Below are 14,869 nucleotides of genomic sequence, written 5' to 3'. Positions count from 1 at the left end.
TTAATGTTTGTGGCTAACATGAAGCTAAGTACGAACTTTGTTAAACACAACAAATGGTGTCATCCCAGTGCTCCTTTTTTTGTCATCCCAGTGCCCAGACACTGGGATCCAGTTGAGCTATTTCAACAAAAATACTGCATTTTGAGATGAACGTTTATTTTCACCAGACTTATTTACAAGTATAACAATTAAAGTCTGGATTCCAGACTGGAATGACATCATAGGGGCGCTGGGATGACACCATTCTTTTTCCTGGATCCCAGTGTCGGCTACTTGGATGATACCATTCTTTTTCCTGGATCCCAGTGTCAAGCACTGGGATGACAGGGGAGGGAGGCTACTTGGATGACAGGAGAAGGCACTAGCCTGACAACCGTCATCCCGCTACTCGTTAGCGGCTAAGAGATACCGCGGCGGTATGACGTAGATTGCTGTCATTCCAGTGCTTGGCACTGGAATCCAGCCTTTATTATGCAGCCACTTGGTTGAAATTAAGTCTTCTGGATCCCAGTGTCTGGGCACTGGGATGACACCATCATAAAGGAACCAGTGTCAGCTACTCGGATGACACCGTCATAAAGGAACCAGTGTCAGCTACTTGGATGACAGGGGAAGGTATTAGGATGACACCCTGACAACCGTCATCCCGCTACTTGTTAGCGGGATCTATGCTAAGCTTACTATTACCCACAAATAAAAACATAGTATTGTATTTACTCAAATAATTTAATTTTATTAACCTGAAAGCTTATTGGATTAAAATTATTAAACTAAGAGTTATAATTTTAGCAACTAAAAGCTGTAAATTGCACCATATAAACAATTATTTCAAGCAAAAGTTATGCCATTAAGAGCTATGCAACAAACATTTATATTTGTGGGTAATAGTAAGATGCTAAGAGATACCGCGGCGGCATGACAAGAAAGGAGTAGCAGGATGACAGAGAGTAATGCAAGAAAATAATTGGGTTTTTTGTAATGCTACAGAGTTCAGTGTTTTCTATAAATTTTCACGTAATTTGTTAGCAAAATTGACAGTTGCTGAAATACTGGGTAGAATGTTTACATAAATGAGCCTTCAAAGTCACTTGAAAATAGCAACGTCCAAGGGGTTTCTAAAACCCGTGAATAATCACTTTGTAAAATTCACAAGACCTATTAAAATATTTTTTTACTTTTCATCGTATATTTCTCAACATATTATCTTTAAAGTACTAAAATAATTAACAACATGGCATTATTAATAGTTGAATCACCTGCGAAAGCAAAGACAATAGGTAAATATTTGGGTAAAGAGTTCAAAGTAGCTGCATCCTTTGGACATGTGAGGGATCTTCCAGCAAAAAACGGTTCTGTCGATCCGGATAATGATTTTGTTATAAAGTATGAAATCATTGAAAAAGCAGAAAAATATATAAAAGAGTTAGTAAAAGCCGCAAGCAAAACATCAGATATATATCTTGCAACAGACCCAGACAGAGAAGGGGAAGCAATGGCTTGGCATGTGATAGAAACATTAAAAGAAAAGAAAGCAATCAATGATGAAAGCAACATTCATAGAGTAGTCTTTAATGAGATAACAAAGAGAGCAGTACAAGAGGCTATAAAAAATCCACGTGAAATAAATATGGACTTAGTGCGCGCACAGCAAACACGCAGAGCTTTGGATTATCTAGTTGGATTTAGTTTGTCACCACTGCTGTGGACGAAATTGTCGGGAAGCAAGTCTGCAGGACGCGTGCAGTCTGTTGCATTAAAGCTTATATGCGAACGAGAAGATGAAATCAGTAAGTTTATAACACAGGAGTATTGGAGCATAAAGGCAGAAATGCAAAATAGCAAAGATGAGGCTTTTTTTGCTATGCTAAGCCACTATGACAATAAAAAGCTAGAAAAATTTGATATTAAGAATGAAGAAGAAGCAAAGAACTTAGTTAGGGAGATTGAGTCAAGGCAATATGCTGTAAGCACAGTAGAACGCAAGCAAGTTAAGAGAAACCCTCTTCCTCCGTTTATTACTTCAAGTCTTCAGCAAGATGCAGTGAATAAACTGTATTTTAATGTGAAAAGTGTTATGCGCATAGCGCAAAATTTATATGAAGGTATCGATATTGGTGGTGAAACTGTAGGGTTGATAACTTACATGCGTACAGATGGGTTTCATATTGCAGATGAGGCTATAAACTCAATTAGAGGGTCAATTAAGTCATTATATGGTGATAAATATTTACCGCAGTCTCCTCGTAAATATGTAAAAAAGGTCAAAAATGCTCAAGAAGCACATGAAGCAATTCGTCCAACTGATATCAACAGAACGCCGGGTAGTATTAAGGATTACTTAACGCCAGAGCAATTTAAATTGTACGATTTAATCTGGAAAAGAACCATTGCAAGTCAGATGGAATCGGCGATCCTTGATCAAGTGGTAGTTGAAATTAGTTCTACTGACCAGAAAGTAATTCTGCGAGCAAGTGGATCAAGTATATTCTTTGATGGTTTTTATAGAGTCTACCAAGATAACATAGAAGCCGAAAATGAAGGCCTGCTACCTGTCATGAAAAAAGGGGAAGCGTGTAAGCTGATTTCAGTTGAGCCAAAACAGCACTTTACTCAACCGCCACCTCGTTATAGTGAAGCAAGTATCGTAAAAAAAATGGAAGAAATCGGTATAGGCCGCCCATCAACTTATGCAACAATTATTTCGGTATTACAAGATCGTGAGTACGTTTCATTGGATAGCAAAAGGTTTATTCCAAGCAGTCGTGGTAAAATCGTTACTATATTTTTAGAAACCTTTTTTCAGCGTTGTATAGAGTATGATTTCACAGCAAAAATGGAAGAAAAGCTTGATTTAATCTCAAATGGACATGCAGATTGGAAAAAAGAATTAGGCCACTTTTGGGTGCCATTTTTTGGTCATGTAAACTCTGTCAAGCAAATGACGCATGATGAAGTTTTTAGCGGCATTCACGATTTGGTAGTCGATTGGTTTTGTTCAGAAGAAGGAAGAAAAGAGGTGAATACGAAATGTCCTATTTGCTCTGATGGCATATTGAAATTGAACTTCGGGCGCGCGGGGGTATTTCTTGGATGTTCTAACTATCCTGAATGCAACCATACAAAAGAAATTACAGGTAGTAACGACAATTCAGAATATCCAAAAAGTTTAGGTGTAGATGATATAACAGGACAAGAGGTAGTAATTAAAAAAGGTCCTTTTGGGCTTTACCTGCAGTTTAATAATGAGTCAGAAAAGAAAAAAGCGGTTTCTATACCAAAAGATATAAATGTTAATGAGATTGATCTGAATACCGCTACTCAGTTACTTTCCTTGCCAAAAGTAATTGGAGAACACCCTGAAACCGGAAAGGAAGTAAAAATAGGCCTTGGACGATTTGGATACTATATTTTCTATGATGGTAAATACTTTTCTCTTAAGAAAAGCTCCAAAGAGGTGCTGAATACAGAATTGAGCGAAGCTGTACAAATTATTGCAAACAGTCCACGCAAAGAACTAAAGTCTCTCGGGGTTAATGAAAAGGGAAAAGAAGTTTTCATCTGCAACGGTAGGTACGGATTCTATATAAAATGCGGTAAAACAAACGTTGCTTTGGGCAAGAGTGCAGATATTGAAAGCATAGATTTGAAGAAGGCTTTAGAGTTGATTAAGGGTAAGAAATAGACTTCTTGCATAACCATATGCTCTTTATTGTCATTCCAGCGCGCGACGCTGGAATCTAGAAAAAAAGAACCTGGATGCCAGTGTCTGGGCACTGGCATGACACCCTTTCTGGTAGAGGTTGCTCTCAAATCACAACGTGCATACAACTGCAGCGGCATGATGTTTTATTTATTATAGCTATAACACTAAAGTTTACAGTTGAAACAAACCACTTGGCCACGTGGAACTGACTTCAGTTCATCAGTTGAAACTTGATTTGAGCAGAGTATGCATTTTATTGTGTTGCTTGGAGTAAGTGAGTTATCAACAGCAATTCTATCATCAAAAACAAAACACTCACCTTTCCAATTACCATTTTTATTATAAGTTTTTTCAAGGTAAGAAAGAATGCCGCCTTTCAGGTGGTACACATCGTTAAATCCAAGACTTTTCATATATGCTGTTGATTTTTCACATCTAATTCCACCAGTGCAGTACATAGCCACTTTCAGGTCTTTACTCTCAGAAAATGACTCTGCCCACTGAGGAAACTCACGGAAACATTGTGTATGTGGATTAATTGCATTTTTAAACTTGCCTAATTTCACTTCATACTCATTTCGTGTATCTATTACTAAAACGTCAGGTTGAGAAGTAAAATCATCCCAATGCTCTGGATCAACATATTTACCCTTAAGGGAAATATCAAGATTGCTTACACCAAGATTCACAATCTCTCTTTTTAATTTTACCTTCATCTTGCTAAATGGTTGATATTTTGCTGCACTCTCTTTCCATGTAAGATCTTTCAGCCTATAATCAGAATGTAGAAAATCAAATATTTCATCAATCGCGTTTCTTTTACCAGATATTGTTGCATTAACACCCTCTTCTGCAAGGAGTATAGTGCCCTTTAATTCAACGTTGTCGCATGCAGTTTTTATTTCGTCTTTCATGTCATAATAATTAGAAAGTTCTACAAAATGATAGAAAGTTGCAATGATGAAGCTCATGGTTACTAATCTATAAACTTAAAATATAATATATGAGATTATCAAGATATTCAATAGATCGGCTGTTAATTACTGGATATCTTCAGTTTTTACATATAACATTTTAATATTAAATATAGATTCAAATTAATGTTTTTAAGAGTATTTAAAAATATATTCTTATTTCTAGTAAGTATATTATTTGTCTGCCCAATATTATCATTAATATCAATTCTATTTACAGATACAGCGAATTCCGGATGGGTAATCAGCACACTTTTTCCTGAATATATACTGAGTACGTTAATTTTGATGATAGGAGTGGGGGGGATATCCTTCATATTTGGAGTAATTCCAGCTTGGCTCACCACATTTTTTTCATTCCCTGGAAGTAAAATTTTTGAGATTGCTTTATTCTTTCCGATATCGATTCCTGGATATATAGTAGCGTTCGTCTATGTAAATACGCTAGAGTTTTCAGGTCCGGTGCAAAGCTCATTAAGAGACATTTTAGATTGGAGCAAAGGTGACTATTGGTTTCCTGAAATAAAATCTCTAGGTGGTGGAATATTAGTGATGGGATTTAGCCTATATCCATACGTTTATATGTTAGTCCGCTCAAGTCTAAAGAATGTTAGTAACTCAGTCACTATTGCATCAACACTTGGTTTTTCCTCATTAAGGAGCTTACTTTTTGTCATTATACCCTCCATACGCCCATCAATTATAGCTGGGTTATCCTTGGTACTAATGGAAGTAATTACGGATTTCGGCACACCACAGTTTCTTGCTATTGATACTTTCACGACAGGAATATATCGCACCTGGTTTTTACTGCATGACAAATATTCAACTACTGTTTTAGCAGTTGCAGAATTGATTTTCGTTGCAACACTAATAGCTATCGAAAAAAAACTACAAAAAAAAGGAATATCCTACTCTTCAATCAATACCAATTCAGATTATCACAATAAACGGAGTATAAGTGGCGCTATACCGTTGATCTTTGCTTATCTTATGTGTGTATTGCCGATATTAATAGGTTTTATTTTGCCAATGATTCCGCTCATATATTGGAGCATAGAGAAGGGGTTTTTCATATACGAAGCAAGATTTTATAACATAATAGCAAATAGCGTTAGTTTATCATTTATCACCGCATTAATCTCAATTAGCATTGCAATAATGATTGGATATACGGCGCGTAAAAATAAGGTAATCAACAATATAGCGCGTCTCATTTCTCTGGGCTATGCGATTCCAAATGCAATTATCGCAATTAGTATAATAATATTTTTAAGCAAAATATCCTCTTTCATTACTCAATATATTGTGGAAATTAGCTTAGTAGGAACTATTGGTGCTTTAATTTACTCATATTTATTTCGTTTTTTTGCTATATCTTTCAAGGCAGTAGAATCAGGGCTCAAAAAAACACCAAATGAAATCGAGTGGACTGCATATACTATGGGTCATGGGCCTATTTCCACATGTTTGAATGTTCATATCCCTCTCATCAAGAAGAGTATATTATCGGGATTTTTGCTCGTATTTATGGATACTATCAAAGAGCTCACAGCAACACTCATTATAAGACCATTTAATTTTGAAACTATATCAACTAGAATATATGAACTTGTAAGCGATGAGCGTTATAGAGAAGCTGCACCATTTTCGTTAATGATAGTTATAATAGGATTAATTTCTACAGTCATCTTATTTAAACTTGATGATAAGGATAAAAAATAAACTATTTTGATAGTTAATGGGGTCTAGTGTTGACGTATGGACTATCCAAAGAAAAGGGTGGTATCATAACCTCAAAAATTTTTATGCTTTCTTCATTCAGAAATTCATACTTACCCTGCATTATTCCTGACGGTGCATTTAAGTATGCTCCACTTGTGTATTTGAATACCTCTCCAGATTTTATCACAGGTTGTTCTCCGATAACACCAACTCCGGCAATTTCATTTACTTTTCCCTTATAATCTATTATTTGCCAATGACGACTTAACAATTGAATAGTTGATTGGCTTTTGTTTTTTATCTTAACATTATACATCCATACATAGCAATTTTCATAAGGAATGGATTGCTCTTCAATGTAAATTGGTAAAACTGTAACTTCAACAAAGTTGGTAGTTAGTGTGTATTCTAGAATCATTATAGAATATTCATGATAAAAAGATGGTATTTTAATTATATACTTTTTTCATAGATTTTTCAAGTATACTTTAATTAGGAAATATCAATTTATAGTATGAATGAACCAGATGCGCTGAGCAAAAAAGTAATAGGAATAATAGGTGGTGGACAATTGGGTAAAATGGCTGCTATCGCTGCAACAAAACTTGGACAAAAAACACATGTCTTTGCCAGTGCTAAAGACGATCCGGCTTGCTCTGTTGCTGATGATTTCACAATAGCAGATTTCTCTGATAAGAAAGCGCTTGAATCTTTTGCACAGAGTGTGGATTTGGTCACTATTGAGTCTGAAAATATTCCATGTAGTGCAATTGATATCGATGTAAATTTTTATCCGGGTAAAAAAGCGTTACACATTGCGCAAAATAGGCTTAGAGAGAAAGATTTCATTAGAAGCTTGAGTATAAAAACTGCTGAATACAAAAGTATACAAAATTATAATGAGCTACTGAAAAGCAGTAGAGCTTTTGGCTATCCAACAAGGCTGAAAACAACAGAAATGGGTTATGATGGAAAAGGGCAATATGTGCTTGAGAATGATTCTGAAGTGAAGCAATTTGCTTCCTTTGATTGGAATACAGAGTACATTCTTGAAGCAAGTGTTGATTTACTGAAAGAGGTTTCAATAGTCGTTGCAAGAGATAAAAACGGTAAAGTAGCTTTTTTTCCTATAGCAGAAAATTACCACGTTGATGGAATACTTGATACTTCAACAGTGCCAGCTAGAATAGATAGTAAATTAACTCAAGAGGTACAACGAGCTGCAAAGAAAATAGCAAATGCGCTTGATGTAATAGGAATTCTGGCTATTGAATTTTTTATTACTAAGGATAACGAATTGTTAGTTAATGAACTAGCTCCAAGACCTCACAATTCTTGCCACTGGAGCTTGGATGCATGTAACGTTAGTCAGTTTGAACAGCTGGTTAGGATAATATGCGGGCTACCTATGCAGGAAGTAGTATTACGCTTTCCTTGTATGACAAAAAATATAATAGGTAATGATATATATGATTCTCATAAGTATTTGAGCAACGAAAAAGCTAGTTTAACCATATATGGGAAAAAAGAGGTTAGAGATAAGCGTAAAATGGGACATGTCAATATAGATTTAAGTTAACAGTTTTTCTACGTCATACCGCCACAACTGTACGAACATTGTGATATGATGAGATGTTACATAGTAAACGATGTCATTCTAGCGCGTGACACACAACTTGTACGAACATTGTTATTTAAGCACACCAGGAAGGATGTCTCCCAGTACCTCTTTTCCCGTCATCCCGCTAACACGTAGCGGGATCTCATTTCACTTTATGATGGCAGTGTCTCCTTCTCCCGTCATCCCAGTGCCCAGACACTGGAATCTACCGTCTTAAGAGTCAAGATAAAAATTGTTATTTTTTATCATGGCATTTAAACAAACGATAATTTTTCTCATGACAGCAACTAATGCAACCTTAGCAGCTTTGCCAGAATCAACCAAACGCTGCTTTCATTTTTCTGTTGTGGCGCATAGCAACAAGAGCTGACATGTATAGTGCTTTCCTTGCATCTCCTTTGATTTGAGCTTTGCCAACTTTTCTTCCACTTTCGCTAGTTTTAGGTGCAACTCCAACCAAGCATGCAATTTCTCTATTCTCTAATCTACCAAACCTCTGTCAGTAGAACGCTCGCCGTCTTTGACCCAATACCTTTATAGCTGATTAAAAGCTCATTTTTTCCTTTCAATTCAGCTATCACGTCTTCTATGTCTTGCCTAATTTCCTTCAATTGTTTTTCAGCAAACTCTATCTGTCTTTCTATATATTCTCTAGCTTTTCCCGTTGCATTTTGCAGACGACACTTATTTGCATGATTTAAATTACGCTCAACTGCTCCTAGCTCCTTTAATTCTTCTTGCTTTTGTACATCCTTTTACTTCACCGTCTTTACTGATAAATTCAGCGTATTTTTCCAGTAATTTAGCATCCAATTTGTCAGTTTTTGCGAAGTGATTGCAAGCTTTGGCAAATGCATATACCCGATTCGGGTGAGCTTTATGGACAGTTATCTTGTAACAATTTTGCAACGAGTTTTTCGTAGCCGCCGGTTTACACATAACTTGATGGGTAAATCGACTATATTTGTTTCTATAAACTTAGATATAGCATCATTCATGTTTGCTATGCGCTTATGCTTGCCATTAATTCAATGTTCCCTTGGAAACATCTACTCCCATAAAATTTATTCTAGCCATTTTTTTACCTATAAATATAATCAATGCAAATGTTGTATACAGGATTGTAATTCGATCTTTTAGATCCACCTACCGTTCGTACTACATTTTGCTTTAAGCCAGCAACGGTTTTTACCCAGACACAGTATCACTCCTTTGCTTATCATAGTCTTTTGACTTTTTTTAAGATACAATCCAGGTCTTTTTTTTTAGACTGGATCCTATCATAGGATGACAGAAGCAGACACTCCACATTGTCATTCCAGTGCTTTGACTACTTGGATCCAGCTGAGTTGGTGAGTATAAAAGTATAGCTAATGCGAGCTCTACGTCATGCCGCCGTGGTATCTCTTAGCCGCTAACACGTAGCGGGATGACGGTTGTCAGGGTGTCATCCAGTACCTTCTCTTGTCATCCCAGTGCCCAGACACTGGGATCCAGGAAAGTTTGCTTGTTTACAAGCAAACTAGCATAGAAAGTGGTTACAACGTTTTCGATGAGATTATATGGAAAACTGGATTCCAGTGTCAAGCACTGGAATGACATCACAGGGGCACTGGAATGACACCTCTCTTGGGCTCTTTTAGCTATAAACATTAAGAAATTTACCAAACGAAAAAAAAGGCAAAAGAAGCCCCGTGGTTATTATCCGCTTTAAAATATTGGCGTTTTTTATGTTTTAAACGCTTGACAAGCGAGATTCAGCTGCTTTTAATTGCAACTAACCTACGCTGCAAATGTTTAAGAAATTTACTAAGCAGAAAAAAAGACAAAGAATCCCCGAGTTAGCTAGTCTTTTACTATCTCTGTCGAGTATTGGCATTTTTTGATGTCTTGTAACGCTTTATAAGCGCGTTCAGCTTATTTAGATAAAAATCTAGATGTAGATGAAGTTTTGTAAAGACATACAGTATCTATATACTGCAAAAAATTAAACATAAGACGCCGATACATTAAGTAATCCTTACCTTTTAATCTGCAGATTGGCGAAAGCAAATACAATAGCTTCAGTTTCATGATAAGGGGGCTGGCGAAGCTTGTCAAGGAAGTTTTTGTTTCTACTGAATGACAGTTGTGGCTTGGGAGGTAGTGCAAGAAATCTGTTATTTTAATTGTGTGAAATTTAGTTTTGTGTTTCGTAATATTATACAATCAAATTGATAAAAGCTGTATTATCTCCTTGCAGCATTAAGTGTATATTTTTCGCTATTTTCTCTACTAAGGGAGTAACATTATCAAAATTTGAAAATTTTGATAACACATAATCTGCTAAGCTTCTTTGATCTTCAGGTCTACCCACTCCAAATCTCAAGCGCCAATAATCGTTGCCAATAAAACTATCTATGGATTTAAGTCCATTATGTCCAGCAGAGCTACCACCTTTCTTTATTTTTATTCTTCCAAGTTCCAAATCAGCGTCATCGTGTATGACAACGATATTATCTAGCGACAATTTGTAAAAGTTTCGTATTTTTGCAACAGGGATGCCTGAATTATTCATAAATGAATAAGGCTTTATTAACATGATTTTATTATCATTAATCATGCCAGAGGTTATTAGATAATCGGCTTTTTTAGAGAACGACTGGAAATTCCAATATTTGCAGATTGTATCAACGGTGATGAAGCCGATATTATGATGAGTTAGCTCATATTGACCACCAGGGTTACCAAGCCCAACTATCAGATGCACTATTCCTCTGTTTCTGCTTGAGGTTTTTCAACGTCACTATCGGCAGCAGAAATTGTAACAATGGTAAAATTTTCTTCTTCATGAGCTACAAACTTAACACCTTCTGGTAATTTTACATCATTAATATGTATAGACTGGCCAATCATTTTACCGGATAAATCAACTTCAATAACCTGAGGTATTTTATCAGGAGAGCATTTAACAGCAATAGAACGACACAAAACATTAAGCACTCCACCTAACTTGATTCCTGGAGCTTTACTTTCATTCACAAATGATAGAGGTATGTCTATTTTAATTTCGCTGCCTTTATCAACAAATTGAAAATCAACATGTTGCACAGTATCCTTCACTACATGCAATTGGATATCGCGAACAAGAGCATATTCCTTTTTGCCCGAAATATTCAGCTCTATCAAATGTGCAGAAAGAGAGCCTGATTTATATTGCTTCGTGAATTCCTTTGCAGACAATGTCAAATTTACATTATCATGGCCCTTTCCATATATGATCCCAGGAATGTTTCCTTTCTTCCTTAGAGAATGCATCGCTTTTGTTTTTGTTATATCACGTAACTCTGCATTAATTGTTACTATTTCTTGTTGCGTCATTGGTTACTCCTATTCAGCTAATCCTTTTAATATAATTTAGTAATAATATAACATAAAAATATTTATTTCAAACTTCATTCTTTCATACTAATTGTTTGTGAAAGGATTTATTTAGATATATATTTAAGCTTATTTAACAAGAACTATGGGCATTGATAATAAAGTAGTTTTTAGGATTTATAAACCAACAAGAACTGCAACACAATCTGGTTTAGGTAATACAAAATTCTGGCACCTAAAAATTGAATCTGGCTCTTACTACATTGAACCTTTAATGGGGTGGGTTGGCTCAAAAGATCCAAAAAAACAGATTGTATTAAAGTTTGATTCTCTTGAAAAAGCAGTATTCTACGCAAAAAAACGCAACGTTAAATACATAATTGAAATGCCAAAAAATGTTAAGAGGCTGCCAAAATCTTACGCAAGCAATTTCATACTAAAGTAAGTTGCACAACAAATGGTGTTATGCAAGTAGCTGACACTGCTCTCCTTTGTCATCCCAGTGCCCAGACACTGGGATCCAGGAATTTTATTAAGTTGGTAAGCATAAAAATAGCTGTTTTACGTTAAAATACAATGTTTTTGATGATTATGGAAAGGCTGGATCCCAGTGTCAAGCACTGGGATGACACCATTTGTTGTAAACTCACTTTTACTCTATGGTTATACTACCTTGCCGCTATCCTGAACGGATACAAAGTAAGTTTTATTGTGATGTGCTCATCTGTAAAAAATAAGACTTAATCTCACTGTTGATCATGGATTTTAAGTTGTGCTAGCACGCTGCGGCCATTTAAAGAGTCAAGATTTTTAACCTGGCTAGCCAGTATTAAAGAGTTATTTTTCAGGTATTTCTTTACAAGGCTTGCAAGTCTTTTTGGATTATTCAAATAGCTCCACTCTGCTTGTAAAACTTTTATATCACTTTGTACTAAACTAATTTCACTTTTTATTTTTATTAGCTCTCTATTTAACGACTGAACATGTAATTTTATCTTAAATAGTCCTACAATGCTAAGAAAAAACATAACTATTGAGATGATGCAGAAAGTTCTCACAACAACCTCTGTATAGCTCTTAGTTTTGCTGAGCGTGAACGCGGATTTGCACTTACTTCTTCTATACTTGCTTTGATCACTTTTTTATTTAGAAGAGAGAATGTCTTGCAATCAGTAGCACATAAATCTTTAAAAAAAGTTTTGACTATACGATCTTCTAAGGAATGAAAGGTGACGACAATTAATTTGCCATTCTCACTTAAAATCTCAGATGCAGCTTTAATGCCCTTTTCAAGTTCTCCCAGCTCATCGTTTACCCATATTCTGATTGCCTGAAATGTTCTGGTTGCAGGATCAATTTTGCTTTTTCCACGAAATACCACGGAACGTACAATATCCGCAAGCTCAAATGTAGTTTTGATAGTTTTTTTCTTCCGTGCACTTACTATTGCTCTTGCGATTTTGCGAGAATGACGTTCGCCTCCGTAGTTATATATAGTATTTGCGATTTCTTCTTCGCGTAAAGCGTTAACAAACGTTGAAGCGTTTATATAAGAAGAGTTATCCATGCTCATATCGAGTGGGCCATCATGTAAAAATGAGAACCCTCTATCTCCGTTATCAAGCTGCATAGATGAAACTCCGATGTCAAAGACCACTCCATCCACTCCATTTGATGTCATTCCAGCGCGTGACCAGTTATTTTTTCCAGTATCAAGTACTGGGATGACAGGAGATGACTCAACGCTGCTTAGTATACTTTTAATATTACTAAACTTCTCAATGAATAGTTTTATTCTATCGGGATATCTAACGATTAAATCATCATAAAACTTAGTTACCGTTTCATCTCTATCAATTGCATATACCTTGCAATCAGCTGACTCCAATATTGCTTTGCTATACCCTCCAGCTCCAAATGTGGCGTCTACGTATATACCACCATCCTGCGGTGATAGTAGTGATAGCATCTCTTTTAACAAAACTGGAGTGTGTGTCATAGTGCTCCATCAAGAGACTCTGTGCATACAAATAAAAATAACTTCCCACTAAAACATATGGAAGTATATAGGCAATAATATAAAAATACTTGAATATAGTCAATGATATAAAAATATTAAGATTCAATAAGATACTATTATTAATATAATGTTCAAATTTTTCTATTATATAAAAAAAAATAATGTATATTACTAAATACTAAACAAACTATAGAAAATTATGCAGCAAATAACAAAAGCAATATTCTCGAGTTTGATTTGTAACACTTTATTGTGGTATGACCACATGCTTTTTGGCCACTTAATAAACATAATAGGTGGTGTGTTTTTTCCATCGGATGATCAACTAACCAGCGTATTGAAGGCTTTTGGAGTGTTTGCAGTGGGTTTCTTAATGAGACCAGTCGGCGCTGCTATATTTGGTCACATTGGTGATAAGCATGGCAGAAGAGTTGCCTTATTGCTCTCGATTATATTAATGACTTTATCAACCGTATTAATTGCTTTTGTTCCAGGTTATCAAAGCATTGGAATACTAGCGTCAATACTGGTAGTTTGTTTAAGGTTATTGCAGGGTATATCCATTGGGGGAGAAGCAGGAAATGCACCATTTTTAATAGAACACGCTCCTAAAAACAAAAAAGGGTTTTTTGGCAGCATTGAAGTATTAAGCGCAATTTTTGGTTCAGTATTAAGCCTGATAGCGGTACTCATATGCAAAAAAGTATCTGATTTTGAATCTTGGGGGTGGAGATTACCTTTCATTTTCAGTTTAGCAATGGGATTAATTAGCATATATATGAGATATATACTTGATGAAAGTCCAGAGTATAAAAGACAAAAAAATCCGTCTAAATTGCCACTAAAAGAGTTATTAAACAATTACAAAAAGCCTGTTCTAATATCAATAGGTATTGACTTGGTTGAAAATGCGTCTCTCTATATATATTTGGTATTTTTCAATGTGCTTACGAATAAAATATTAACAGTAAATACTCATTTTAATCATATAGTGGAAATACTGAGTCAAATTGCGCTCGGAGGATTGACAATATTATTTGCTATACTTTCTGATAAGATAGGAAGAGAAAAAGTTATGAAGTTTGCATTTATAACTTTTGTAATAGTAAGTTATCCAGTTTTTTCAATGTTATGTACTGGCGATTACTTGCTCACTTTTATGGCACACATTCTTTTTATAATTCCAATAGCTGCATCGCTTGGTCCTGTCAGTGCACTTATGTGCGAATTATTTCCAACAAAGGTTCGGTACAGTGGATTTGGTTTATCAAGAAATATAGCTGCTGGATTTTTTGGTGGCCTTGCACCATTTATATGCACAACAATTATCAAGATTACAGGACAAGAGACTTCAGCTAGTTTTTACATGATTTTCTGTGCATTAATTGGGCTAGTTGCTATATCGCAAATTAAGGGTGAGCTTTCTTCAAAATCACCCAAAGTAAACCAAGTATAGTTGCAGTATA

At 35.6% G+C, this 14,869-nt stretch carries 18 protein-coding genes; 8 read left to right on the top strand and 10 right to left on the bottom strand.

Annotation, left to right across the window (positions count from 1 at the left end; genetic code table 11):
• Positions 1 to 169: 169 nt before the first annotated feature.
• Positions 170 to 316, bottom strand: a complete 147-nt coding sequence (locus tag ABWU69_RS02260; RefSeq protein ID WP_353285349.1) for a hypothetical protein — start codon at positions 314 to 316, stop codon at positions 170 to 172.
• A 915-nt stretch (positions 317 to 1,231) separates the two neighbouring features.
• On the opposite strand from ABWU69_RS02260, the gene topA reads away from it, so the two are divergent.
• Positions 1,232 to 3,682 carry a type I DNA topoisomerase gene (gene topA, locus ABWU69_RS02250; RefSeq protein ID WP_353285348.1) on the top strand — a complete coding sequence of 817 codons (2,451 nt, stop codon included), beginning with the start codon at positions 1,232 to 1,234 and terminating at the stop codon, positions 3,680 to 3,682.
• A gap of 185 nt (positions 3,683 to 3,867) precedes the next feature.
• Here the strand turns inward: topA and ABWU69_RS02245 are convergent, their stop codons facing one another.
• Positions 3,868 to 4,674, bottom strand: a complete 807-nt coding sequence (locus ABWU69_RS02245) for a rhodanese-related sulfurtransferase (protein WP_353285347.1) — start codon at positions 4,672 to 4,674, stop codon at positions 3,868 to 3,870.
• Between the two features lie 129 nt (positions 4,675 to 4,803).
• On the opposite strand from ABWU69_RS02245, the gene ABWU69_RS02240 reads away from it, so the two are divergent.
• Positions 4,804 to 6,402 (top strand): ABC transporter permease, encoded by a 1,599-nt coding sequence (locus ABWU69_RS02240; protein WP_265034644.1) that lies wholly within the window; start codon positions 4,804 to 4,806, stop codon positions 6,400 to 6,402.
• 13 nt (positions 6,403 to 6,415) lie between these two features.
• Here ABWU69_RS02240 and apaG read toward each other — a convergent pair whose 3' ends face one another.
• The gene (gene apaG / locus ABWU69_RS02235) at positions 6,416 to 6,817 is read right to left on the bottom strand and encodes a Co2+/Mg2+ efflux protein ApaG (protein ID WP_265026666.1); all 402 of its coding nucleotides are present in this window, start codon (positions 6,815 to 6,817) and stop codon (positions 6,416 to 6,418) included.
• Between the two features lie 99 nt (positions 6,818 to 6,916).
• Here apaG and ABWU69_RS02230 point away from each other — a divergent pair, with 99 nt between their 5' ends.
• Both ABWU69_RS02230 and ABWU69_RS02225 read left to right on the top strand, forming a co-directional pair.
• Positions 6,917 to 7,981 carry a 5-(carboxyamino)imidazole ribonucleotide synthase gene (locus ABWU69_RS02230; RefSeq protein ID WP_353285346.1) on the top strand — a complete coding sequence of 355 codons (1,065 nt, stop codon included), beginning with the start codon at positions 6,917 to 6,919 and terminating at the stop codon, positions 7,979 to 7,981.
• A gap of 133 nt (positions 7,982 to 8,114) precedes the next feature.
• Complete coding sequence (locus ABWU69_RS02225) at positions 8,115 to 8,240, top strand: hypothetical protein (protein ID WP_353285345.1); 126 nt, start codon at positions 8,115 to 8,117, stop codon at positions 8,238 to 8,240.
• Positions 8,241 to 8,339: 99 nt separating this feature from the next.
• Here the strand turns inward: ABWU69_RS02225 and ABWU69_RS02220 are convergent, their stop codons facing one another.
• The 3 genes from ABWU69_RS02220 to ABWU69_RS02210 all read right to left on the bottom strand — a co-directional run bounded on the left by ABWU69_RS02220 (position 8,340) and on the right by ABWU69_RS02210 (position 8,962).
• The gene (locus ABWU69_RS02220; RefSeq protein ID WP_353285419.1) at positions 8,340 to 8,492 is read right to left on the bottom strand and encodes a transposase; all 153 of its coding nucleotides are present in this window, start codon (positions 8,490 to 8,492) and stop codon (positions 8,340 to 8,342) included.
• A 16-nt stretch (positions 8,493 to 8,508) separates the two neighbouring features.
• The gene (locus ABWU69_RS02215) at positions 8,509 to 8,634 is read right to left on the bottom strand and encodes a hypothetical protein (RefSeq protein WP_265025856.1); all 126 of its coding nucleotides are present in this window, start codon (positions 8,632 to 8,634) and stop codon (positions 8,509 to 8,511) included.
• 97 nt (positions 8,635 to 8,731) lie between these two features.
• Positions 8,732 to 8,962 carry a hypothetical protein gene (locus ABWU69_RS02210; protein WP_265034407.1) on the bottom strand — a complete coding sequence of 77 codons (231 nt, stop codon included), beginning with the start codon at positions 8,960 to 8,962 and terminating at the stop codon, positions 8,732 to 8,734.
• 525 nt (positions 8,963 to 9,487) lie between these two features.
• Between ABWU69_RS02210 and ABWU69_RS02205 the strand changes: the two genes are divergently transcribed.
• The gene (locus ABWU69_RS02205) at positions 9,488 to 9,622 is read left to right on the top strand and encodes a hypothetical protein (RefSeq protein ID WP_265035737.1); all 135 of its coding nucleotides are present in this window, start codon (positions 9,488 to 9,490) and stop codon (positions 9,620 to 9,622) included.
• A gap of 601 nt (positions 9,623 to 10,223) precedes the next feature.
• On the opposite strand, the gene pth is transcribed toward ABWU69_RS02205, so the two are convergent.
• Both pth and ABWU69_RS02195 read right to left on the bottom strand, forming a co-directional pair.
• Positions 10,224 to 10,772 carry an aminoacyl-tRNA hydrolase gene (gene pth / locus ABWU69_RS02200; protein ID WP_265034640.1) on the bottom strand — a complete coding sequence of 183 codons (549 nt, stop codon included), beginning with the start codon at positions 10,770 to 10,772 and terminating at the stop codon, positions 10,224 to 10,226.
• Complete coding sequence (locus ABWU69_RS02195) at positions 10,772 to 11,383, bottom strand: 50S ribosomal protein L25/general stress protein Ctc (RefSeq protein WP_164224796.1); 612 nt, start codon at positions 11,381 to 11,383, stop codon at positions 10,772 to 10,774. Before ABWU69_RS02195 ends, pth begins: the two co-directional genes overlap by 1 nt.
• A 145-nt stretch (positions 11,384 to 11,528) precedes the next feature.
• Between ABWU69_RS02195 and ABWU69_RS02190 the strand changes: the two genes are divergently transcribed.
• The gene (locus ABWU69_RS02190) at positions 11,529 to 11,828 is read left to right on the top strand and encodes an ETC complex I subunit (protein ID WP_265034639.1); all 300 of its coding nucleotides are present in this window, start codon (positions 11,529 to 11,531) and stop codon (positions 11,826 to 11,828) included.
• Positions 11,829 to 11,968: 140 nt separating this feature from the next.
• Entirely contained in the window at positions 11,969 to 12,127 is a 159-nt protein-coding gene (locus ABWU69_RS02185; RefSeq protein ID WP_353285344.1) for a hypothetical protein, read from the top strand.
• A 2-nt stretch (positions 12,128 to 12,129) separates the two neighbouring features.
• Here the strand turns inward: ABWU69_RS02185 and ABWU69_RS02180 are convergent, their stop codons facing one another.
• Together ABWU69_RS02180 and rsmH are read right to left on the bottom strand one after the other, a co-directional pair.
• The gene (locus ABWU69_RS02180) at positions 12,130 to 12,441 is read right to left on the bottom strand and encodes a hypothetical protein (RefSeq protein WP_265016323.1); all 312 of its coding nucleotides are present in this window, start codon (positions 12,439 to 12,441) and stop codon (positions 12,130 to 12,132) included.
• Complete coding sequence (gene rsmH / locus ABWU69_RS02175; protein ID WP_265034638.1) at positions 12,438 to 13,382, bottom strand: 16S rRNA (cytosine(1402)-N(4))-methyltransferase RsmH; 945 nt, start codon at positions 13,380 to 13,382, stop codon at positions 12,438 to 12,440. The genes ABWU69_RS02180 and rsmH overlap by 4 nt, the downstream gene beginning before the upstream one ends.
• 220 nt (positions 13,383 to 13,602) lie before the next feature.
• On the opposite strand from rsmH, the gene ABWU69_RS02170 reads away from it, so the two are divergent.
• Positions 13,603 to 14,859 carry an MFS transporter gene (locus ABWU69_RS02170; RefSeq protein ID WP_265034637.1) on the top strand — a complete coding sequence of 419 codons (1,257 nt, stop codon included), beginning with the start codon at positions 13,603 to 13,605 and terminating at the stop codon, positions 14,857 to 14,859.
• The last annotated feature ends 10 nt before the right edge of the window (positions 14,860 to 14,869 follow it).

Origin of the sequence: Wolbachia endosymbiont (group A) of Beris morrisii (genome assembly GCF_964028185.1) — a bacterium.
GTDB lineage: Bacteria > Pseudomonadota > Alphaproteobacteria > Rickettsiales > Anaplasmataceae > Wolbachia.
The sequence above is the reverse complement of the archived record's forward strand: the minus strand, read 5'-3'. Positions and strand labels throughout refer to the sequence as shown.